The organism is Pseudoalteromonas sp. TP27 (genome assembly GCF_056470645.1).
On the sequence record NZ_JARDAK010000005.1, the window covers coordinates 239,870 to 261,295 of the forward strand.

The window sequence follows — 21,426 nt, forward strand, 5'->3', positions numbered from 1 at the left end:
TTTTATGCCTGAAATTTATACTTTAAAGTGTAAATGCATAACTAAAATCACACGGTATCCTTTGGAGAATATTTTGAAATTACGTAACCTCTCACAACTAAGCTTAGCAATTATTGCTGCACTTACTACCTCTGTAAACGCCGAAGAAACTAAAACAACAGCTAAACAAGACGCGTTTGAAAAAATAGAAGTAACAGCTCGTAAACGCACAGAGAGCCTGTTTGAATCTCCAACCGCTATCACTTCAATTGGTGCAAATCTAATTGATAAAGCCAATATGAGTAACCTCGAAGATATTGGTAAATATGTTCCAAACTTAAATATTACCCGCTATGGGGTGGGTAACTCTGCGCATGCGTCAGTATTTATTCGTGGAATAGGTTTACAAGATCATATTATCACTACCGATCCGGGTGTGGGTGTGTATCTTGATGGTGTGTATTTAGGCCGTCAAATGGGCTCTAACTTATCATTACCTAATGTTGAGCGTGTTGAAGTACTTCGTGGTCCTCAAGGTACTTTATATGGTCGTAATACATTAGGTGGTGCTGTAAATGTAATTACAAAGCAGCCTGGTGATGAAGGTATTGTTACTACTACAGCAAAGTTGGGTAGTCGTGGACGTATTGCTGGCGATGTTTATTTTAATAACTCACTGACAGATGATGTAAGTATGTCTGCAAGTGCATCGTACAAAACACGTGATGGTGTGGGCGAAGCTGTTAATTTAGCAAACCCAGAAAAAGAAATTGGTGAGGAAGAAGAATTTAGTGGTCGTGTTGCACTTAAATGGCAAGCAAATACCGACTTAGCATTCACTTTTTCTTTAGATGGTGTTGATAACGAATCTGGCCAATCGCCTTATACAATTGAATTGACAGACCCACTAGATGCAAACGATGTTTTTAATGGTGACTTCCCATTATTGACTCAAGATTTAATACCATCAGATCCTGATGATTTAGGTACGACTGTTGCTGGTATTGAATCTACTTCTTATTCAGGTTGGGGCACATCGTTTTCAGCCGATTGGGCAATTAATGACACTTATACTACTAAGTTTATTTCAAGCTACCGTACATCTGAATACGAAGGTGGTCTTGATGATGATGCATCTCCTTTAAACTTGTCTGAGTTCCCAGAGGAGGGCGGTGCTGACCAATACTCATTTGAAGTTCAGCTAAATGCAACATTCGATAATATGGACTTTGTATCTGGTCTTTACTTTTTTAATGAAGATGGCTTTACACGTTCAGGCCCGTTTGTATTTAGCCCATTTAATACACCTAATGGCTTGTTGAATGATGGTGTAACAGAATCATTTGGCGGTTACGGCGAATTTGAAATTAACCAAGAAACTAATTCGTATGCAGCATATATAAATGCCAGCTACGATTTAACTGACGATTTAACGGTTGGTGGTGGTCTTCGTTATTCAAAAGATAAGAAAGATGCAAATGCAATATTCCCATCATTTCCAACTCGTAAGTATGTAAGTGCGGATTTTGATGCAGTTACGTGGGATGTAAATGCATCTTATCAGCTTAGCAATAATATGAATGTTTATGGCCAGATTCAAAAAGGCTATCAAACAGGTGGTTTTCCACCGCGTCCATTTGGTGGACCAGATCAATTTGTATCGTTTGACGAAACAAAAGCGATTAACTACGAAATGGGCTTAAAAGGCCAAGTACACGAAAATGTATCTATGATGCTTGCGGTATTTGTGACTGATTACACCGATTTAGCATTACCGTTTTCAGATCCAACAGCGGGTGGTGGCTTTGTAACAATTGTAGAAAATGCGGGTCAGTCTAAAGCGCAAGGTATTGAGCTTGAAACAACAGTTGCTATTACCGATGACTTTACTATTCGCAGTGCAGTTGGTTATTTAGATTCTGAAATAACAGAAGTGGCTGAGGGCGTACAAGGCATAGGTAAAGGCGATTCACCAGCACTTACACCACGCTGGACTGTAATGGTTGCACCTTCTTACTTTATGGATTTAGATAGTGGCGCAACACTTGCGTTTAATGCTAACTATTCGTATCGCAGTGAAATGCAAGGTCAATCAGTTTACAATCAAAGTGAGACTATTGATTCTCGTGAACTAGTTGGTTTTAATATTTCGTACACTAATCCATATGGCGATATGGAAGTTACATTATATGGTGAAAACGTTCTAAACGAAGTTTACGATGTTGGTCGCCTACAACAATCAGGTTTTGTTGGTGTAATGCGCAGTAATGACCGCAGTGAATTTGGTTTGAAATTCAAAAAAGATTTTGAGCTATAAACTAAAATCAAGTAAATAAAATACACTGTAATTTAAGTTTTTTTTCTATATTAAAGGCCGACTCATCTTGTGATTCGGCCTTACTATATTCAATAGTAAAATTATTATCCGCATAGTTTAAATTCCTAATTTAAATTGCTGATTTAAAATAATCAACATCCCCACTTTTAAGTATTTGTATTAGCTAAAATGCGCCTTTTAGTTTGTGTAAAGGCTAGGTTGTTCGTTACAATGGCGACTCTTAATTGCCAAACGGACTCAGTGATGAAAATTCTTGCCGATCAAAATATGCCTTTAGTTGAGCAGTACTTTGCAGACTTTGGTGAGGTTGAGCGTTTTGATGGTCGTAAATTAACGCCTGAACAATTAATAGATGTAGATGTACTTCTTACTCGCTCAGTGACTAATGTTAATCATGAACTATTGGCACAAGCTAACAAGCTAAGCTTTGTAGGCACTGCCACAATAGGTATTGACCATGTTGATACACAATTATTGCATGATAGAGATATTGCTTTTACCAGTGCACCTGGTTGTAATGCCATTGCTGTAGCTGAATATGTCATTAGTAGCTTATTTGCATTAAGCCAAGAAAATGCGCGCCCATTGTGCGGTCAAACAATTGGTATTGTAGGAATGGGTAACATTGGCACGTGTTTGTCGCAAAAATTAAAAGCATTAAATGTCGACGTACTGCTGTGCGATCCAATTAAGCACGAACAGGGCTTATTACAAGAGCATGTAGCGCTTGATGAGTTATTAGCGCAATCGGATGTTGTTACTTTTCATGTTCCACTTATTAAAAGTGGCGAGCACAAAACGCTGCACATGATGAATAAAGAGCGATTAAAAGCACTTAAGCCAGGACTCACGCTAATTAACGCAAGCCGAGGCGACGTAATTGATAATCAAGCATTGCTTGAGGTAATGGAAGCTGGGGCTGATTTAGATTTAGTACTTGATGTATGGGAAAAAGAGCCCAATATTCTAACTGAATTACTAGAGCATGTTCGTTATGCCAGTGTGCATATCGCAGGGCATACACTTGAGGGGAAAGCACGAGGTACACAAATGTTGTATCAAAAACTGTGTGTCCTAAAAGGTGTAGAGGTGAGTAAATCGTTGGATGATTTTTTACCAATACCTGCTATTACAAATGCAACTGTTACGCAAAGCCTTAATGAGCAAGATATTGCTCGTTTGGTGCACTTAATTTATGACGTACGCCGTGATGACGGAATTTTACTTCGTGATTTAGAAGGTGAGGGCTTTGATAGTTTACGTAAAAACTATCCGGTAAGGCGAGAATTTAGCACCTTATTCCTGCAAGGTGATAGCCCACAACTAGCAGCACTTAGTCAACTTGGCTTTAGCATAGCTAAATAATTATTTAACTAACGATGTTGTTTTAATATCGTTTATAGAGGATAAAATATGTCGCAAAAATATAACGTTGCCGTACTTGGCGCTACTGGTTTAGTAGGCCGTCAAATCATTGAAACATTAGCAGATCGTAAGTTTCCTGTAGATCAGCTTTTTTTACTTGCGAGCAGCCGCAGCGCAGGTGAAGACATAAAGTTTCGTGGTGAGACCATTGAAGTACTTGACGTTGAAGGCTTTGATTTTAGCCAAGCGCATATAGGTTTGTTTTCTGCTGGTGGTAGTGTATCTGAAAAATATGCTCCTATTGCTGCTGATGCCGGCTGTATTGTAATCGATAATACATCGCACTTTAGAAATGACTTCGAAATTCCTTTAGTCGTGCCTGAGGTTAATGCTTCAAGCCTAGCTGATTTTAGAAATCGTAATATTATTGCTAACCCTAACTGTTCAACTATTCAGATGATGCTAGCACTTAAACCAATTTATGATGCTTACGGAATAGACCGTATTAACGTATCTACTTACCAAGCAGTATCGGGTGCAGGTAAAGAAGCAGTTGATGAACTTGCAAAGCAAACAGCTAATTTGATGAATGCACGCCCTATGGATAATAAAGTATTTCCAAAGCAAATTGCATTTAACGTTATTCCTCAAATTGATAGCTTTGAAGATAATGGCTATACGCGTGAAGAAATGAAAATGGTAAATGAAACTCATAAAATTTTGGGTGATACCACCATTGCAGTAAATCCTACATGTGTACGTGTTCCGGTATTTTTTGGTCACTCAGAATCAATTAATATTGAAACGCGCATGCCTTATGATTTTGAACACGTTAAGCAACTTTTAAAAGATGCACCTGGTGTTGAACTAATTGATGACGAAGGTGATTACCCAACAGCCGTGTCTGATGCAAGTGGTAACGATACTGTTTATATAGGCCGATTACGTGCTGATATTTCTCATCCTCATGGATTAAACATGTGGGTTGTAAGTGATAACACTCGTAAAGGTGCTGCAACTAACAGCATTCAAATTGCAGAAGAGCTTATTGCTAATTACATGTAATAGTTAATAGCGCTGAACACACTTTAGAAGCGGTAAACATTATTTGTTTGCCGCTTTTTGTTTATAGAGCTTGTCAATTTTTTGCCGTTTAATTTTAAAAGTATAAAAACTGATTGATAACACTCAATAAATTAATATTAGTAAAGATGTTTTAAGGCATTTATTTTCAAGGTGTTGCGATGGATATTAAGCCCTAACTGGTTTATAGTTTGTAATTGGAATAGAGCTTGCAATAAAAGTAGATTGTAATAATAAATGCGAGTCAGTCATTTGGCTGATAACAGCAATAATCAACACTATTTATGCACTTAAGCTTTAAGTGTTTTGTTAATATTTAAATATTAAAGGATCAGCATGCGCGGTTTAGTTACACTTATTATATTAGCGTCTGCATTGATAGTAAGGCCAGTTTACTCTCAAGACAGTACCCTATTAAAGGGGCCTAAAGGCGTTGACTATGGTGCGCAAGGGCGATCTATTGGGCCAATTAAATCAACAGATACACTTTGGCGCATAGCGGCCAAAGTGCGGCCAGATAACTCCGTCAGTATTTATCAAGTTATGCAGGCTTTGTATAACAAAAATCCCGGCTCATTCTTAGAACAAAACATTAACCATATTCAAAATGGTGCCTATTTAAAAATCCCTACCCTAGCCGAAATAAAAGGTGTAAATACGCAGCTTGCAAAGCAACGTTCTGAGCAAGATGATGAATTATGGGAAAAGAAAAAAAATGGCACACTTGAGCAAAGCGAAGTTACCTCTGCACAAACAAAAGTAACTCAAGCACGTAAAGTCGACGTAGATGATGCTAAAAAAGAGATACAGAAAGAATTAAATGAAATAAAAGTAGAGCAAGGTACTAAGCTGGTTGAGTTGCAACAACAATTTAAAAATTCTGTAAGTAATGTTGAAGAAATTTTAGTCGAAAATAATAATCTTAAAAAACAATTATCAGGAATTTCAAAAGATCTCGAAAATTTACGTTTACAACTAGGACAAGATAGTGAAATTCAAAATCAGTTAAAAGAACTCATTGCTAAACAAAACGAGATTATTGCACAACAAAAAAAGCAAGAGATAGTACCAAAAGAATCGTTTGATTTAAGCTCATTATTTTCAAACCCAATAGTGCTGGGCTTGTTAATGTTTATTCCTGGACTACTGATTATTTTTGCTGTTGTTATGTTTTTACGAAAACGAGCAAATAAGCAAGACGGGCCACAAAACGACGATGACTTTTTACCGCAAACTCCAACTTATGCTGGTGATGACGATTTAGGCTCAAGCTTAAATGACGATCCAATTGTCCCCGATCCTCTAGATGATTTAAGTGTTCAATTAGATGATAGCCTTGAAAATGATATGTTGCCTGATGATGATTTAGACGACGGCCTAGATGATTTTTCAGGTGGTGAGAATTTACTCGACCAAGACGAACTTGAAAGTCTATTAAGTGATGACATCATTTTTGATGATGAAAACACCGATGGCGATGATGAAAACACCGATGGCGATGATGAACTCGATATTTTTATGCAGCAAGGGTTTGATCAGCCTTCAGATGAAGGTTTAGAGGATATTGATTTAGACGTATCTGATGAACCAATAAACAATGATGAGATTTTAACTAATGACGATTTAGATAGCCTGTTTGATGAAGATGACAGTCTATCTGAGTTTGATGCAGTACAAACAAACGACGCTTTAGAAGATGATAGCTTAGAATCCCATGATGAAATGGCGGCTTTAAGTGAAGAGCTTGCAGCGGATGATGATTTTGATATAGATGAATTATTAGATCAAACATCAACTAAGTTAGATACCTCCAATGACTCTTTAGCTGAACCGGATACAGGTGATGACTTTGACTTAGATGATATAGATACCCTAATTGATGAAGCGAATGAACCAAAAAGTGATGTGATTGAAGATTCATTGGAAAGTGAGTTGCTTGATGAAGATGAGCTTGTAGATGAAAGCGACGACTTTGATTTAGACGATATAGATAGCCTAATTGATGAATCAAAAGCTGATGTGGTTGAAGATGAGCTTGTAGATGAAACTGACGACTTTGATTTAGACGATATAGATAGCTTAATTGATGAAGCCGTGGTGGATACTGCAGATAAATCATTAGTTGAAGAAACTGATGATTTTGATTTAGATGGTATAGATAGCTTAATTGATGAAGCAGCGGTTGACACTGCAGATGATTCATTAGTTGAGGAAAGCGACGACTTTGATTTAGACGACATAGATAGCTTAATTGATGAGGCAGCGGTTGATACTGCAGATGATTCATTAGTTGAGGAAAGCGACGACTTTGATTTAGACGACATAGATAGCTTAATTGATGAGGCAGTGGTTGATACTGCAGATGATTCATTAGTTGAGGAAAGCGGCGACTTTGATTTAGACGACATAGATAGCTTAATTGATGAAGCAGCGGTTGATACTGCAGATAACTCATTAATTGAAGAAACCGATGACTTCGATTTAGACGATATAGATAGCTTAATTGATGAGGCAGCGGTTGACACTGCAGATGATTCATTAGTTGAGGAAAGTGACGACTTTGATTTAGACGACATAGATAGCTTAATTGATGATGAACTAAAAAATCCAGATGTAAGAGATTCAGAAATTGATAATGCATTAGCAGACTCAGTTGAGGATTTAGCAGATGCCCAAGAAGAATTAAATGTTGATGATATTGAGTCGCTCGCTTCATCTTTAAATGAAGAGCCTGAACTTGAAGAAGCGCCTGAGCTTGAAGAAGAGCCAGAGCTTTACGATGAGCCAGAGCTTGCAGAAGAGCCAGAGCTTGAAAAAGAGCCTGAGCTTGAAGAAGAGCCAGGGCTTGAAGAAGAGCCTGAGCTTGCAGAAGAGCCTGAGCTTGACGATGAGCCAGAGCTTGAAAAAGAGCCAGAGCTTGACGATGTGCCAGATCTTGAAGAAGAACCCGAGCTTGAAGAAGAGCCAGGGCTTGAAGAAGAGCCGGAGCTTGAAGAAGAGCCTGAGCTTGAAGAAGAGCCTGAGCTTGAAGAAGAGCCAGAGCTTTACGATGAGCCAGAGCTTGCACAAGAACCTGAACTTATAGATGTAACGGTTGATGATTTTTCAGACACATCAGAGTCGCTTCTTGATCCTGAAGATGCACTTGAAGAATATACAGATGATACTTTAAAGAGCGTTGATGAGCTTTTAAGTGAGCTACAACAGGCCACTGATGACGACTATATAGAAACACCTGATTGGTCTTTAGATGAACTTGATGATGATATTGAAGAAATAGAAGTTGACCTTGGTGATGATCCACTAGCGAGCGACGATGACTCAGATCTTACAGAGACTGAAGACCAACTTGATAGCGAACTTGTAACGCCAAGTGAAGAGTTGGATGAATACCCTGAACTTGAATTAGACGATACTCAATCATTATTAGAGGATGAGCCACAAGAGCTTAAAGGAGATGCATCGGGTGATGAAAATGCAGTAGCAGCACTTAGTCAAACAGAGAAAGATCTCGCAAATGCGCTTATGGCAGATGGTGATTTAGATAGTTTAGAAGATGATTTTGATGATGAACTATTAATTGATAATGACTTCTCTGAATTAGAAACTGAAGATGAGTTGCTTAATGATGATTTACTTCAAGATATTAATGATGAGATTGAACCTGTTGAATCACCAAGTATGGAAGAGGACACTAAACCTCTAAACCTTGATGAGGTTCAAGAAACATTAGAAAGTGAGTTGCCATTTACCCCTGAAAAATTACAAGGGGATGATTTAGATGGTGAGGCACCGGGAATAGCTTCTAGTCAAGCTGAGCAAGATTTAGCAAATTCGCTTATGACAGATGCTGGTTTAGATAATTTTAAAGATAGTTTAGAAGATGATTTTGATGATGAACTATTAATCGATAATAACTTCTCTGAATTAGAAACTGAAGATGAGTTGCTTAATGATGATTTACTTCAAGAGATCAATGATGAGATTGAACCTGCTGAATCACCAAGTATAGAAGAGGACATCAAACCTCTTAACCTTGATGAAGTTCAAGAAACATTAGAAAGTGAGTTGCCATTTACCCCTGAAGAATTACAAGGGGATGATTTAGATGGTGAGGCACCGAGAGTCGCTTCTAGTCAAGCTGAGCAAGATTTAGCAAACGCACTTATGGCAGATGCTGGTTCAGATAACTTTAAAGATAGTTTAGAAGATGATTTTGATGATGAAATTTTAATTGAAAATGATTTTTCTGAATTAGATGCTGATTTTGACGAAAATAGTTTAGAACAAGCGCTAACTGATGAGTTATCAGACGAATCGCAAGAGCAAACAAATGCAGAGCGTGAAGCACAGTTAACAAGCTTAGATGAAGTGGGTAGTAATGATATTAGCTCTGATGATGAGCTGGATGAAGAGTTTATGTCAAATCTGACGCAAACTGATTTTGATTCATTACTTAGTGAGTTAGCAGAGCCCGAAGAACTAAATGTTGATGACAGCAGTGAATTTGATGTTGATTTTGATAGCCTATTAAAAGAAGACTTAGAGGCAGATGACTCATTAACTACAAAAGAGTCACTTGTTGAAAGTAGTGATGTTGAGCCGCTTGATAATGAGTTTGTAGATATTGATTCATTATTAGAAGAAAGTGACGATGCTGAACTTGAACACGAACCTTACACCGACGTTAATATGGATGTGGGCTTAAGTGAGTTTGATGCATTGCTGGCCGGTGATAACCCGACGGATGTTGATGCTGAAAGTGGTGGCTACTCAGCTAAACTCGATTTAGCGCGTGCTTATATTGAAATCGATGATTTTGATTCTGCGCTTAAAGTCATTGAGGATGTTATTAACAAAGGCCCTGAAGAAGTTCAAGAGGAAGCACTTAGCTTAAAAGCTAAACTAAAATAATTTAAATGTTTATAAAACCCCGTATTTGGCTTAGCTAAATACGGGGTTTTTTTATGTGTATTGGTTTGATTACGACAGGTCTCCTTTTATTGCATCGTTAGATAGCATAAAATGCCTCGTTCATTAGCACAGTAGGTAAAACGGTAATTATGCGAGTAGCACTTGGAGTTGAATACAACGGCGCACGTTATAGTGGTTGGCAGCGTCAATCACATGTAAATAGCGTACAGCAAGAAGTAGAAAAAGCGTTGTCGCGTATTTGTAATCATCCTGTTGAAGTTATATGTGCAGGGCGTACAGATGCGGGTGTGCACGGCACAGGCCAAGTAATACACTTTGAAACGCAAGCCGATCGCGATATGGTCGCATTTACACTCGGTATGAATACGTTAATGCCTAAAGATATTGCTATTCGCTTCGCCCAACCGGTTGCTGATGACTTTCATGCCCGTTTTAGTGCTACAGCTCGTCGTTATCGCTATGTTATTTATAACTCACCTTTACGAGGTGCTGTATTAAACGAGGGTGTTACGCATTTTCATCACCACCTTGATGAAGCAAAGATGCAAGAGGCGTGTCAGTACTTAATAGGTAAACACGATTTCACCTCTTTTAGAGCGATACATTGCCAAGCTAATACACCGACAAGAACAATTCATCACCTGTCGGTACAGCGCCAAGGTACTTACGTTATTATTGATATTAAAGCGAATGCGTTTTTACATCACATGGTACGTAATATCACAGGCAGCTTAATGGATGTTGGTTTACATAAACAACAACCTATATGGATAAAAGAACTACTTGATTGTAAAGAACGCGCAAAAGCCAGTGCTACCGCTAAGGCTGCTGGTTTGTATTTAGTGGATGTTGACTACCCTGAGCAATTTAATATTCCTCAAACACCATTAGGGCCTTTGTTTTTGCCTGATATAAATGTTTAGCTAGGGTTGTGTTAGTACTTTTTATAAGCACTTTTAACTACTAAGACCAGTTTTTTATACCGCGTTAGTGTAATTCATGTTTTAATTGAAAAAATTTGTCTGCTAATTGCTATTAGCAGGCTCGCGACACAGAACAGTATTAAGAGAGTTGCAAATGAGTTGGCTAGAAAAAATCTTACCTAAAACGACAAAATCATCAGGTCGTAAAGAAATCCCAGAAGGTGTTTGGGCTAAGTGTACATCGTGTGATTCAATTTTATATAAAGCTGAATTAGAAAAGTCATTAAACGTATGTCCTAAGTGTGACCATCACATGCGTGTTAGTGGCCGTAAGCGCCTAGAGCACTTTTTAGATGAAGGCGATCGTCTAGAGCTTGGTACACAACATGAGCCTAAAGACATTCTTAAGTTTAAAGATTCTAAAAAGTACTCTGACCGTATCAGTGCAGCGCAAAAAGCAAGCGGTGAAAAAGATGCACTTGTAGCTATGAAAGGCCGATTAAAAGGTATTCCAGTTGCAGCGGTAGCATTTGAGTTCTCATTTATGGGTGGTTCAATGGCTTCTGTTGTTGGCGCTCGCTTTGTTGATGCTGTTGATCAATGTTTAGAGCATAACATGCCGCTTATTTGTTTTTCTGCATCAGGCGGAGCACGTATGCAAGAAGCGCTTATGTCGCTTATGCAAATGGCTAAAACAAGTGCTGCACTTGCAAAAATGACTGAAAAAGGTCTTCCATTTATTTCAGTAATGACCGACCCAACAATGGGTGGTGTATCTGCATCACTTGCTATGCTGGGTGATATTAATGTTGCTGAACCTAAAGCGTTAATTGGTTTTGCGGGTCCTCGTGTTATTGAGCAGACTGTTCGCGAAACATTACCTGAAGGTTTTCAGCGTAGTGAATTTTTGCTAGAACACGGCGCAATTGACATGATTATTGACCGCCGTGAAATGCGCGATACCCTTGCACGCATTTTAGCTAAGTTTATGAACTTGCCTTCTACGGAACAAGAGCATAGAGTAGCGTAAATTTCAGCTTTACTGATTACACGCTATGACAAAAACAATACCTAGCCAATCATCAAGCCTTGATGATTGGCTCTTTTATTTAGAAAGTGTTCACCCCGCTAACATTGCAATGGGCTTAGAACGCGTTGCTAATGTTGCCAATAATATTGGTCTTTTAAACACACCAAGTAAAATTATTCTTATTGCCGGTACAAACGGTAAGGGCACCACTGCACGTTGCTTAGAGTCACTATTGCTAGCGCAAGGTTTAAGCGTGGGTACTTACGCATCTCCTCATTTAATTCGTTATAACGAGCGTGTACGAGTTAATGGCGAAGAATTGGCAGACCAATTTCATATAGATGCTTTTAACCTGCTTGAGCAAGGTCGCAAAGACACTCCTCTGACTTATTTTGAATATGGTACTTTGGGTGCGTTGGCAATTTTTAAACGCTGCAGCGTCGATTATGTATTGCTAGAGGTTGGTCTTGGCGGGCGCTTTGACGCTACAAATATAGTCAATCCTTATGCAAGCGTGATCACTACCATCGACTTAGACCACAAAGAGTACTTAGGTGATACACGTGAGCTGGTGGCTTATGATAAAGCCGGTATTTTTCGTGAAAATACGCCTGCTATTATTGGTGATTTAAATATTCCTCACACAATGACTGATTACGGCACAAAAATTAATGCCGATATGACGTTGTCCGGCAGTGACTTTATTTTTAAAGAAAATGCTGAGAGCTTTAATTGGCAATATAAAGAACACAACCTAGAAATAGATAAGCCAGCAATACCGTGTCAAAATGCAGCCACTGCGTTAACTGCGCTAAGTGTTTTAAACTTACTACCTAGCGAACAAATAATAAGAAATTGCCTAGCTAATTTAGTTGTAGAAGGGCGGTTTCAGCAGTTAAGTAGCGAGCCTTTAGTATTTACTGATGTGGCGCATAACCCTGAGTCAGCGCGTTATTTAGCCAATAAGTTATCAGGCTATAAAGATAAAGGCTTTAAAATTCATGCATTAGCCGCTATGCTTGCTGATAAAGATAAAGCGGGTGTACTTAAAGAAATAAGTCATCTGGTCGATGAGTGGTCATTAGCAAGTTTGAGTGGTCCGCGAGGCGACACTGCAAGTAATTTACAAAATGCGCTGCAGGGTATATCTCATCATAATACTGTTAATAGCTATGATAGCGTGGCACAAGCACTGAGTGTAATTCTACCAAAACAACAAAGTGATACTATGTTGATTGTATTTGGTTCGTTTTTTACAGTGGCTGACGCTATTAATTACTTTAAAAAATAGAGAGGATGTCGGTGAACTCAAGTTTTATTAATCGCTTAGTCGGAACAAGTATAGTAGTGATCGCAGCAATTGTGTTTATTCCTAATATACTCGATGGCGAAAAAGTGCATTATAAAGAAGGTTTTAAAGCGATTCCAGATCGCCCTGAGTTCAAAACAATCGATCTCCAAGAGTCAATTAATGAAAATATGGCTAATGCTGAGCCGTTAAAGCAAGATGAAATTGAAGATATTCAGGCTGACGATGAAGCTTTTGAGCAGCAAAACGCTATGGATGAGAGTGATTACGCCGTAGAGGATAAAGTTGTTGAAGCAACAATAGAGCCCAAAGCAGCACCCATTGTTAAAGCTAAACCAAAACCTATTGCACCGCGTAAAAGTGATGAAAACCTAACGAGCATGGCTTATGTTGTGCAACTGGGTAGCTTTTCTCATGCTGCAAACGTAAAAGCACTGCAGGCTAAGTTAAAAGCCAAGGGCTTTAAGACATTTACCAAACCGATTAAAACACCTAATGGTACATTAACTAAGGTTTTTGTTGGCCCATCTTTGAATAAAAATGAATTACAAAAAAAACTGCCAGAACTTAAAGAGCTTACTAAGTTAAACGGTAAAGTAACTCAGTATGAAGTAGCTAAGTAATTAGCGCTTTTAATAAGAAGTTTATCTTTAGCTTTTAGTAGTATTAGTTTTAAATATTCAGCAAGCATTCGAAAGAGCCTCGCCAAGCGGGGCTTTTTAGTTTTTATTACCCGTCTATTAATTATATTTGACCGCCGTATATTAGTATTTTTATATGTTAAATAATTGTATTAATTACATGGCAGTTATCTCCCGCTTAAACTTGCATACAAACGATGTTTGGGTATAGAATGCGCCCCAAATTAGCGACTAATTGGTTCTTATGATCTGGGTTGATTACGCCATTATTGGCATCATTGTATTGTCTACCATCATCGGTTTAATACGCGGCTTTGTTAAAGAAGCAATGTCATTAGCGGTATGGGCTGGCGCCTTTATCATCTCTAGCTTATTTTACCAATATTTAGCTTCCTTCCTAACAACCATTTCTGAACCCCTTTTAAGAAATGCGGCGGCCATAGCCATATTATTCTTTGCGACGCTACTGTTAGGCGGTTTACTAAACTATATTTTAGGTGAACTTGTACATCGTACTGGTTTATCGGGTACCGACCGTGTCTTTGGCATAGTGTTTGGTGCTCTACGAGGCGTGTTGGTCGTGAGCGCGTTACTCTTCTTTCTTGATGCTTTTACTGGTGCACCCAATACGCACTGGTGGGGCAATTCTATTTTGATTCCAGAATTTGGCTTTGTAGTTGAATGGTTCTTTTCGTACCTAGAAAACAACTCGAGCTTTTTAAATTCAGTAAACCGTTAATCGGCGAGGATAAATTACATGTGTGGTATCGTTGGAATAGTCGGAACATCCCCTGTTAATCAGGCGATTTATGATGGCTTAACTGTTTTGCAGCACCGTGGTCAAGATGCCGCGGGTATCATTACCATTGAGAATAATACGTTTAGCTTACGCAAAGCAAATGGCCTTGTGAAAGATGCCTTTCACACTCGTCATATGAAACGACTACAAGGCACAATTGGTCTTGGCCATGTGCGTTATCCTACCGCAGGATCTTCAAGCTCGTCTGAAGCACAACCTTTTTATGTTAACTCACCGTTTGGTATAGCGCTTGCCCATAATGGCAACCTTACTAATGCAGAAGAGTTAAAAGAGCAGTTGTTTTCAGAAGCCCGTCGCCATGTAAATACAACATCAGATTCTGAAATTTTACTTAATATCATGGCCCATGAATTAAGTAAATCTGATAAGTTGCATTTAGACCCAGAAGATATTTTTACAGCAGTAACCGAAGTAAACAATAAAGTAAGCGGTGGCTATGCAACAATTGCTATGATTATTGGCCACGGTATTGTTGCTTTTCGCGACCCTAATGGTATTCGCCCACTTGTATTTGGCAAACGCGAAACCGAGAAAGGTACTGAGTACATGTTTGCCTCAGAAAGCGTTGCATTGAAACCTGATGGTTTTGAGTTTATTCGCGATGTAGCCCCTGGCGAAGCAATATATGTAACTGAAGATGGTGAATTCCATTCACTTAGTTGTGCAGAGAAAGCATCTTATTCACCGTGTATTTTTGAATTTGTTTATTTTGCTCGACCTGATTCAACTATCGACCGTATGTCTGTTTATGCAACACGCGTAAACATGGGGACTAAACTAGGTGAAAAAATTGCACGTGAATGGGCTGACAAAGACATTGATGTAGTTATTCCAATCCCAGAAACGTCATGTGATGTAGCACTGGAAATTGCACGCGTACTTGATTTACCGTATCGTCAAGGGTTCGTTAAAAACCGTTATATTGGTCGTACGTTTATCATGCCTGGCCAAGAGATGCGTAAAAAATCAGTGCGTCAAAAGCTAAACGCAATTGATCGTGAGTTTAAGGGTAAAAACGTATTATTGGTTGATGACTCAATTGTTCGTGGCACAACATCAGCACAAATTGTTGAAATGGCCCGAGAGTCAGGCGCTAAAAACGTTTACTTTGCATCAGCAGCACCTGAAATACGCTTCCCTAATGTATACGGTATTGATATGCCTTCAGCGGCTGAGCTTATTGCTCACGGACGTGAAGTCGAAGATATTAATGCAAGTATTGGTTCTGATGGTTTAATCTTCCAATCGTTAAAAGATTTAATTGCTGCGGTTAGCCAAGAAAACCCTGAAATTACTAAGTTTGAAACATCAGTATTTGATGGACAATATATTACTGGCGATATTGATCAAAACTATTTAAACCGTATTGATAAGCTACGTAACGATTCAGCAAAAAGCACCCGCGAAAGTGCAATGTCTTCAGGTTTAGAAATTCACAACCAAGATGAAAACGAAGCTGATTAACGGTTAATAAATATTATACCAATTGCATTAAATAAGTGATCTATTATAGCGCTAAGGAAATAGCACAATAACAAGGCTAAAATTGTGACATATAGTTGTTCTATATGAATAATTTTTAACGCAGTTAGTGAGTTATTTAATTCGATAGAATGATCATGTTTTTAATAAAATTGGTATTATTAAACATAAAAAAAGGAGCTAATTAGCTCCTTTTTTGCGAAGGAAAGAAAGGGAACATTTCTATCAAACACGACTCTCTATTAGTTAAACTTTATTAAGTAAACATTGGGCTAACAATCCCATTTGTCCAAAGCATCGCTGTTACAGCTAAAATAATAACCAGTAATATTAATCCACACGTTACCACTGAGCTGGCATAAATAAAGCCACGTTCTTCAGGGATATGCATTAGTATTGGCACGCCTGTGTATAATAAATAAACAGAATAAGCTAACGCCACAATACCGATACATACGACAAACCAAAGCACAGGCCAAAATGCAGAAAGTGCAGACATAAACACAGGTGTTGCAGTATAAGCAGCTAGTTCTAGCGTTTGTGTAAATGTAGGTTTAGAACCAAATGTAACCGCCATCCAATGGGCTAAATACGCCAATGCAAAAACACCCGCTATTAAAGCAAAATACATCGCGCTTGCAATTAGCAGTGCACTATCGTGCGTTAAAAATACGGGATCGCCTGCGCCAATACTCCATCCTAAATAAACAGATGAGTAGTAGCCCATTATTGAAGGAAATAAAGCGATTAACAAAATGTGCGATAAACTATAGGTCAAACTTTCGTGGCGGTTATCAATTGTTTGCCATTCTTCGAGTGGGTGAGCATAAATGCCCCAGAGGTGATTTAGTATCATAGTGTGTACTCCATACAGGGAACGTATTATTGTTTTGGTTGATTTATTTTTATACAGTCTATGTACAGTTATGGTTCACTTATTTTGCAATGTCAAGTTAACTCGTTATTAACAATTTGATGTGTAAACATGTTTTGTTATTTTTAGCCATTTTTCTGTTAAAATAGTGGCCTATCAACCTATTTAAGTAACGAGTAGCCAACGTGCCCCATAGCCAACTTTTAGAGCCTATTAATGAATTTTTATTGTGTAACACGCCTGACGAGTGGGTTGAGCAAGCAATAAAAAAAGAAAACTTATCAATAATCTTAATTGATCATTTAATATGTGAATTAAAAGCCGCTCAAAGCGCTATGTTTTTAATACGTAAATACGCGGTAGATAAAGAGGGGAGCGACGCATTGCTAGAGTGGCTAAAGCCATTTGAAACGCTGATTTATAAACGAGAAGGAAATTGGCGCGATTTAGCGGCTAAAAATAAGCTAACTAAATCAATAATTCCTAAATCGAGTTCTCCATATGGGCAAGGTCTAATCGATAAAATGGTTCTATTGATAAAAGAAGAGCTGCATCATTTTTATCAAGTGCTCGAAATTATGGACGAGTATGGTGTTGAGTATCGTAGTATTACACCATGTCGTTACGCAAAAGGCATGCTCCGCCATGTTAAAACGTTTGAGCCCGATGCATTGGTCGATAAGCTAATAGTAGGCGCTTACATTGAAGCGCGTTCGTGTGAGCGTTTTGCAAAGCTAGCGCCACATGTTGACAAGCGTTTAGGTGATTTTTATATTTCGTTGCTACGTTCAGAAGCGCGTCATTACCAAGATTATTTAACTCTAGCGCAAGAGATTGCTGATTTTGATATTACCGATCGCGTAAACTTTTTTGGTGAAAAAGAAAAAGAACTAATTTCTACAACTGACGCTGACTTTAAGTTTCATAGCGGTGCTCCAATAGCGCAAAGTTAATTTTATTTTAAAAAATTAATATACTCTGCTATTTTCTGATTGCTGAAATTATGTTTTTTCATAATTTTAGCAATGCGTCCATTTTTAATTATTATATCAATTCCTCTATTAAATTTTTGCAAGTACTCTTTTGCCCTGTAATTTGATCTTGAGACAACTAAATATAGTTTATGAGAAGCAAGATCTGGCGATAAATACTTAATTTTATTATCTGAATCTTTGTTTTTACTGTGCTCAAGCCAATATTTTCCAACCTCTTTAGTACCCGCGACTAAATCAATACGCCCTTGATGTAGTAAATATAAGCTTGTAGGAAGGCTTTTAGTGGACGTTATTGCCAGCTCCCTATTTCTAGCAAACTCTTGGCTTACAAAGGCATTGTCTTCTGTGCCAATACTATAAGGTGTTAATGATTGAACTGTACCATCGAAACTAATAACACTCTCTTTTCGTTTGAAAACTCCTGAGTGAGCAACTGCAAGTGGACGAGAGAAGTAAAAAACTTCATTTCTTTTTAATGAATAAAAAGCACCTAAAATAGCGGTTTTTCTGTTTTTTTCTAATAGCTTTAAAGCGCGATCCCATGTCGTGAATTCTGGTTCGCTATTAATACCTTGCGTTTTAAGAGCTGATTCGGCTATTTCATATAGCCAGCCATTACTAGGTAGGTTTTCGCTAAAATAGGGAGGGTAGTTTTCAGTAACAATTTGCCAAGTTTGTGCGCTAAATACTTGTGTAGGAATGGCAATTACTACGATGAAAATTAACAGCTTAATCATTCAACCTCTCACTATTATTCATATATATAGATAAATAATAGTCAGAATTTTAAATTATGCGAAAGGCGTGCTAATTAATTCTTGTGATTGAGGGGTAACGACTAAATAAGAGCCTTGGGTATACCAGTCACCTAGCACTGTGCGAGTAAGTGTTTGTTCATTAACTTTATACGTATGAACATTAGGGCGGTGAGTATGGCCATGAATCATATTAGTAACGTTATGTTTGGCAAAGGTGTCAAGCACAGCTTCATCGACAACGTCTAAAATTTCGATAGGTTTATCAGCTTGGCTTAACTTACTTTTTTCGCGGGCATTACGCGCTATTTTTTTACGATACCAAAGCGGCATTGCAAGCATTAATTTTGGCCACCACCAACCACGGCTCTTTTTACGAAAATTTTGATATTCAGTATCTTGAGTACACATTTCGTCGCCATGTAAAATAACGGTAGGCGTACCATATAAATCAATAACTGTTTGCTCATCAAGTAATGTCATTGCGGCCATGTCAGCATATTGCTTGCGCATAATGAAATCACGATTGCCATGTATAAAATAAACAGGTGTGCCACCATCATTAACGGCGGTTAAATGTTTTGCTACATCGGCACTCAGTGCAGTAATGTAGTCATCTCCAACCCATACTTCAAAAAAATCACCCAAAATATAAAGTGCATCTACATCTTTATTTAGTATATGTGTATTTAAAAAGTCAAAAAATGCAGCGCTAATGTCGGGACGGTTTTCGCTTAGATGTAAATCTGCAATAAAGTAAGTTTGGCGAGTCATAGGTCAGTCTATTCTAGTTTTAAAAAAACGGGCATATACTTACTAGTATACACCCGCTTACATACTCACATAACATGAGTAAACGTTACTAGCTAACAGTAACGCTTTCGATGATCACATCTTCAAGAGGTACGTCTTGGTGAAAACCAGTACTACCTGTTGCAACTGCTTTAATCTTATTTACAATGTCCATGCCTTCTACTACTTCAGCAAAAACACAGTAACCCCAACCTTGCGATGTTTCGCTGCTGTGGTTTAAAAAGTCGTTGTTGTTCACGTTAATGAAAAACTGTGCTGTAGCTGAATGAGGATCAGGTGTACGTGCCATTGCTAAAGTACCTACTTTATTAGACAGGCCGTTATTAGCTTCATTCTGAATTGGGTCGTTTACGTCTTTTTGTTCCATACCTGGAACAAAACCACCGCCTTGAACCATAAAACCATCGATTACACGATGAAATATAGTGCCGTTGAAAAAATCAGCATTTGCATACTCTAAAAAGTTTTTAACTGTGTTTGGAGCTTCTTTCTCAAACATTTTAATGGTGATGTCACCAAAATTAGTGTGTAGAACAACCATGTGTTTTCCTATATACGGTTTAAATATTGGCGCTATTTTATCGTAGTTGGCTAAGATTAACAAAGTAGACGTTTGGTTTGTTATAAAGCGCTAGAGCGGGGGCTTTTCAAGTGGTAACATAACTGTTCAAGTAAATAGTCAAGGACTCAAAGTAAATGGTAAATATATACAACACACTCACGCGACAAAAAGAGCAGTTTAAACCTATGGTCGAAGGAAAAATCGACATGTATGTGTGTGGTATCACCATTTATGATTACTGTCATATTGGACACGCACGTACTTTTGTTGGTTTTGACGTTATTGTGCGCTACTTACGTCATATTGGTTACGATTTAAAATATGTGCGTAACATTACAGATATCGACGATAAAATAATTAAACGTGCGAACGAAAATGGCGAGTCAATAAACGACTTAACTGTGCGCATGACTAAAGCAATGCATGAAGATTTTGATAGCTTAAATATGCTGCGCCCTGATGTAGAGCCAACAGTCACAAGCCATATGGACGAAATTATCGTTATGGTTAAACGTTTGATTGAAAAGGGTCATGCTTATGTTGCTGCCGATGGCGATGTATTGTTTGATGTATCAACGTTTGAGCAATACGGTGCGCTTTCTCAGCAAGATTTAACGATGCTGCAATCAGGTTCTCGCGTTGAAGTAGCGCAAGACAAAGACGATCCACTTGATTTTGTTTTATGGAAAAAAGCAAAAGCAGGTGAGCCATCATGGTCATCACCGTGGGGTGAAGGGCGTCCGGGTTGGCATATCGAATGTTCGGCAATGAGCTCAAAGCATCTAGGTGAACATTTTGATATTCACGGTGGGGGTTCTGATTTACAGTTTCCACATCATGAAAACGAAATTGCGCAATCGTGCTGTGCAAATAACGGCAAGTATGTGAATACATGGATTCATACTGGCATGGTGCAAGTAAACAAAGAAAAAATGTCTAAATCGTTAGATAACTTTTTTACTGTACGTGAAGTTTTAAAAGCATACGATCCTGAATCTGTTCGTTACTTTTTAATTTCAGGCCATTACCGCAGCCAACTAAATTACTCGCAAGAAAATTTAGACCAAGCGCGTTCATCACTTGAGCGTATTTATACAGCGCTTCGTGATGTAGAACCTGTAAAGTGCGATTTAGAAGGCAATGAGTTTGTTGCTAAATTTAGAAAAGCAATGAATGACGACTTTAATACACCAGAAGCACTACCTGTGTTGTTCGAACTTGCTAAAGAGTTAAACCGCGTGAAAGACACTGATGCAGGTCAAGCTGGCAAATTAGCGTTTATACTGCGCAGCCTTGGTGAAGTGCTAGGGGTTGCTCAACAAGCACCGGAGGCTTTTTTACAAGGCGGACAAGATGACGATGAAGTTGCGACAATTGAAGCATTAATTGTAAAACGTAATGAAGCACGTACGAGTAAAAATTGGGCTGCTGCTGATGAAGCACGTGATGCGCTTAATGCATTAGGTGTAATACTTGAAGATTCAGCCGGTAAAACAACGTGGCGTAAAGCATAAGCGTTTAA

The 21,426-nt window shown here is 38.3% G+C and carries 16 protein-coding genes; 12 read left to right on the plus strand and 4 right to left on the minus strand.

Features of this window, described 5'->3' with window-relative positions:
- The first annotated feature begins 73 nt into the window (after window positions 1-73).
- The 10 genes from PX700_RS08870 to purF all read left to right on the plus strand — a co-directional run bounded on the left by PX700_RS08870 (window position 74) and on the right by purF (window position 15,887).
- Window positions 74-2,296, plus strand: a complete 2,223-nt coding sequence (locus tag PX700_RS08870) for a TonB-dependent receptor (protein WP_415638195.1) — start codon at window positions 74-76, stop codon at window positions 2,294-2,296.
- A gap of 264 nt (window positions 2,297-2,560) precedes the next feature.
- On the plus strand, window positions 2,561-3,682 hold the full coding sequence (locus tag PX700_RS08875) for a 4-phosphoerythronate dehydrogenase (protein WP_479520522.1): 1,122 nt from the start codon (window positions 2,561-2,563) through the stop codon (window positions 3,680-3,682).
- Window positions 3,683-3,730: 48 nt separating this feature from the next.
- On the plus strand, window positions 3,731-4,747 hold the full coding sequence (locus PX700_RS08880; RefSeq protein WP_007586655.1) for an aspartate-semialdehyde dehydrogenase: 1,017 nt from the start codon (window positions 3,731-3,733) through the stop codon (window positions 4,745-4,747).
- A 354-nt stretch (window positions 4,748-5,101) separates the two neighbouring features.
- A complete protein-coding gene (locus PX700_RS08885; RefSeq protein ID WP_479520510.1) occupies window positions 5,102-9,679 on the plus strand; it encodes a FimV/HubP family polar landmark protein in 4,578 nt (1,525 codons plus the stop codon).
- Window positions 9,680-9,828: 149 nt separating this feature from the next.
- Window positions 9,829-10,623: a tRNA pseudouridine(38-40) synthase TruA gene (gene truA, locus PX700_RS08890; protein WP_479520511.1), complete on the plus strand. Its 795-nt coding sequence runs from the start codon at window positions 9,829-9,831 to the stop codon at window positions 10,621-10,623.
- A 154-nt stretch (window positions 10,624-10,777) separates the two neighbouring features.
- Window positions 10,778-11,653, plus strand: coding sequence for an acetyl-CoA carboxylase, carboxyltransferase subunit beta (gene accD / locus PX700_RS08895; RefSeq protein WP_149591815.1), 876 nt, complete (start codon window positions 10,778-10,780; stop codon window positions 11,651-11,653).
- 25 nt (window positions 11,654-11,678) lie between these two features.
- Entirely contained in the window at window positions 11,679-12,944 is a 1,266-nt protein-coding gene (gene folC / locus PX700_RS08900) for a bifunctional tetrahydrofolate synthase/dihydrofolate synthase (RefSeq protein WP_479520512.1), read from the plus strand.
- Between the two features lie 11 nt (window positions 12,945-12,955).
- Window positions 12,956-13,585, plus strand: coding sequence for an SPOR domain-containing protein (locus tag PX700_RS08905; protein WP_479520513.1), 630 nt, complete (start codon window positions 12,956-12,958; stop codon window positions 13,583-13,585).
- A 262-nt stretch (window positions 13,586-13,847) separates the two neighbouring features.
- A complete protein-coding gene (locus PX700_RS08910) occupies window positions 13,848-14,342 on the plus strand; it encodes a CvpA family protein (protein WP_002958356.1) in 495 nt (164 codons plus the stop codon).
- Window positions 14,343-14,360: 18 nt separating this feature from the next.
- Window positions 14,361-15,887: an amidophosphoribosyltransferase gene (purF, locus tag PX700_RS08915; protein ID WP_197238302.1), complete on the plus strand. Its 1,527-nt coding sequence runs from the start codon at window positions 14,361-14,363 to the stop codon at window positions 15,885-15,887.
- A 274-nt stretch (window positions 15,888-16,161) separates the two neighbouring features.
- Here purF and PX700_RS08920 read toward each other — a convergent pair whose 3' ends face one another.
- Complete coding sequence (locus PX700_RS08920; protein ID WP_479520514.1) at window positions 16,162-16,761, minus strand: Yip1 family protein; 600 nt, start codon at window positions 16,759-16,761, stop codon at window positions 16,162-16,164.
- A gap of 203 nt (window positions 16,762-16,964) precedes the next feature.
- On the opposite strand from PX700_RS08920, the gene miaE reads away from it, so the two are divergent.
- The gene (gene miaE / locus PX700_RS08925; protein WP_479520515.1) at window positions 16,965-17,732 is read left to right on the plus strand and encodes a tRNA isopentenyl-2-thiomethyl-A-37 hydroxylase MiaE; all 768 of its coding nucleotides are present in this window, start codon (window positions 16,965-16,967) and stop codon (window positions 17,730-17,732) included.
- 2 nt (window positions 17,733-17,734) lie between these two features.
- Here miaE and PX700_RS08930 read toward each other — a convergent pair whose 3' ends face one another.
- From PX700_RS08930 to PX700_RS08940, 3 genes are all read right to left on the minus strand, one after another.
- A complete protein-coding gene (locus tag PX700_RS08930) occupies window positions 17,735-18,511 on the minus strand; it encodes a substrate-binding periplasmic protein (RefSeq protein WP_479520516.1) in 777 nt (258 codons plus the stop codon).
- Between the two features lie 54 nt (window positions 18,512-18,565).
- Complete coding sequence (locus tag PX700_RS08935; protein WP_479520517.1) at window positions 18,566-19,303, minus strand: UDP-2,3-diacylglucosamine diphosphatase; 738 nt, start codon at window positions 19,301-19,303, stop codon at window positions 18,566-18,568.
- Window positions 19,304-19,391: 88 nt separating this feature from the next.
- Window positions 19,392-19,883: a peptidylprolyl isomerase gene (locus PX700_RS08940; protein WP_166421489.1), complete on the minus strand. Its 492-nt coding sequence runs from the start codon at window positions 19,881-19,883 to the stop codon at window positions 19,392-19,394.
- A 155-nt stretch (window positions 19,884-20,038) separates the two neighbouring features.
- On the opposite strand from PX700_RS08940, the gene cysS reads away from it, so the two are divergent.
- Window positions 20,039-21,418, plus strand: a complete 1,380-nt coding sequence (gene cysS / locus PX700_RS08945; protein WP_479520518.1) for a cysteine--tRNA ligase — start codon at window positions 20,039-20,041, stop codon at window positions 21,416-21,418.
- The last annotated feature ends 8 nt before the right edge of the window (window positions 21,419-21,426 follow it).

What these genes read in the sequence shown, in the direction of transcription:
- cysS (WP_479520518.1), top strand. Translation starts at nt 20,039, where the DNA reads ATGGTAAATATATACAACACACTCACGCGACAAAAAGAGCAGTTTAAA.
- PX700_RS08875 (WP_479520522.1), top strand. Translation starts at nt 2,561, where the DNA reads ATGAAAATTCTTGCCGATCAAAATATGCCTTTAGTTGAGCAGTACTTT.
- PX700_RS08910 (WP_002958356.1), top strand. Translation starts at nt 13,848, where the DNA reads ATGATCTGGGTTGATTACGCCATTATTGGCATCATTGTATTGTCTACC.
- PX700_RS08885 (WP_479520510.1), top strand. Translation starts at nt 5,102, where the DNA reads ATGCGCGGTTTAGTTACACTTATTATATTAGCGTCTGCATTGATAGTA.
- PX700_RS08920 (WP_479520514.1), bottom strand. Translation starts at nt 16,761, where the DNA reads ATGATACTAAATCACCTCTGGGGCATTTATGCTCACCCACTCGAAGAA.
- purF (WP_197238302.1), top strand. Translation starts at nt 14,361, where the DNA reads ATGTGTGGTATCGTTGGAATAGTCGGAACATCCCCTGTTAATCAGGCG.
- PX700_RS08935 (WP_479520517.1), bottom strand. Translation starts at nt 19,303, where the DNA reads ATGACTCGCCAAACTTACTTTATTGCAGATTTACATCTAAGCGAAAAC.
- truA (WP_479520511.1), top strand. Translation starts at nt 9,829, where the DNA reads ATGCGAGTAGCACTTGGAGTTGAATACAACGGCGCACGTTATAGTGGT.
- folC (WP_479520512.1), top strand. Translation starts at nt 11,679, where the DNA reads ATGACAAAAACAATACCTAGCCAATCATCAAGCCTTGATGATTGGCTC.
- PX700_RS08880 (WP_007586655.1), top strand. Translation starts at nt 3,731, where the DNA reads ATGTCGCAAAAATATAACGTTGCCGTACTTGGCGCTACTGGTTTAGTA.
- accD (WP_149591815.1), top strand. Translation starts at nt 10,778, where the DNA reads ATGAGTTGGCTAGAAAAAATCTTACCTAAAACGACAAAATCATCAGGT.
- PX700_RS08940 (WP_166421489.1), bottom strand. Translation starts at nt 19,883, where the DNA reads ATGGTTGTTCTACACACTAATTTTGGTGACATCACCATTAAAATGTTT.
- PX700_RS08930 (WP_479520516.1), bottom strand. Translation starts at nt 18,511, where the DNA reads ATGATTAAGCTGTTAATTTTCATCGTAGTAATTGCCATTCCTACACAA.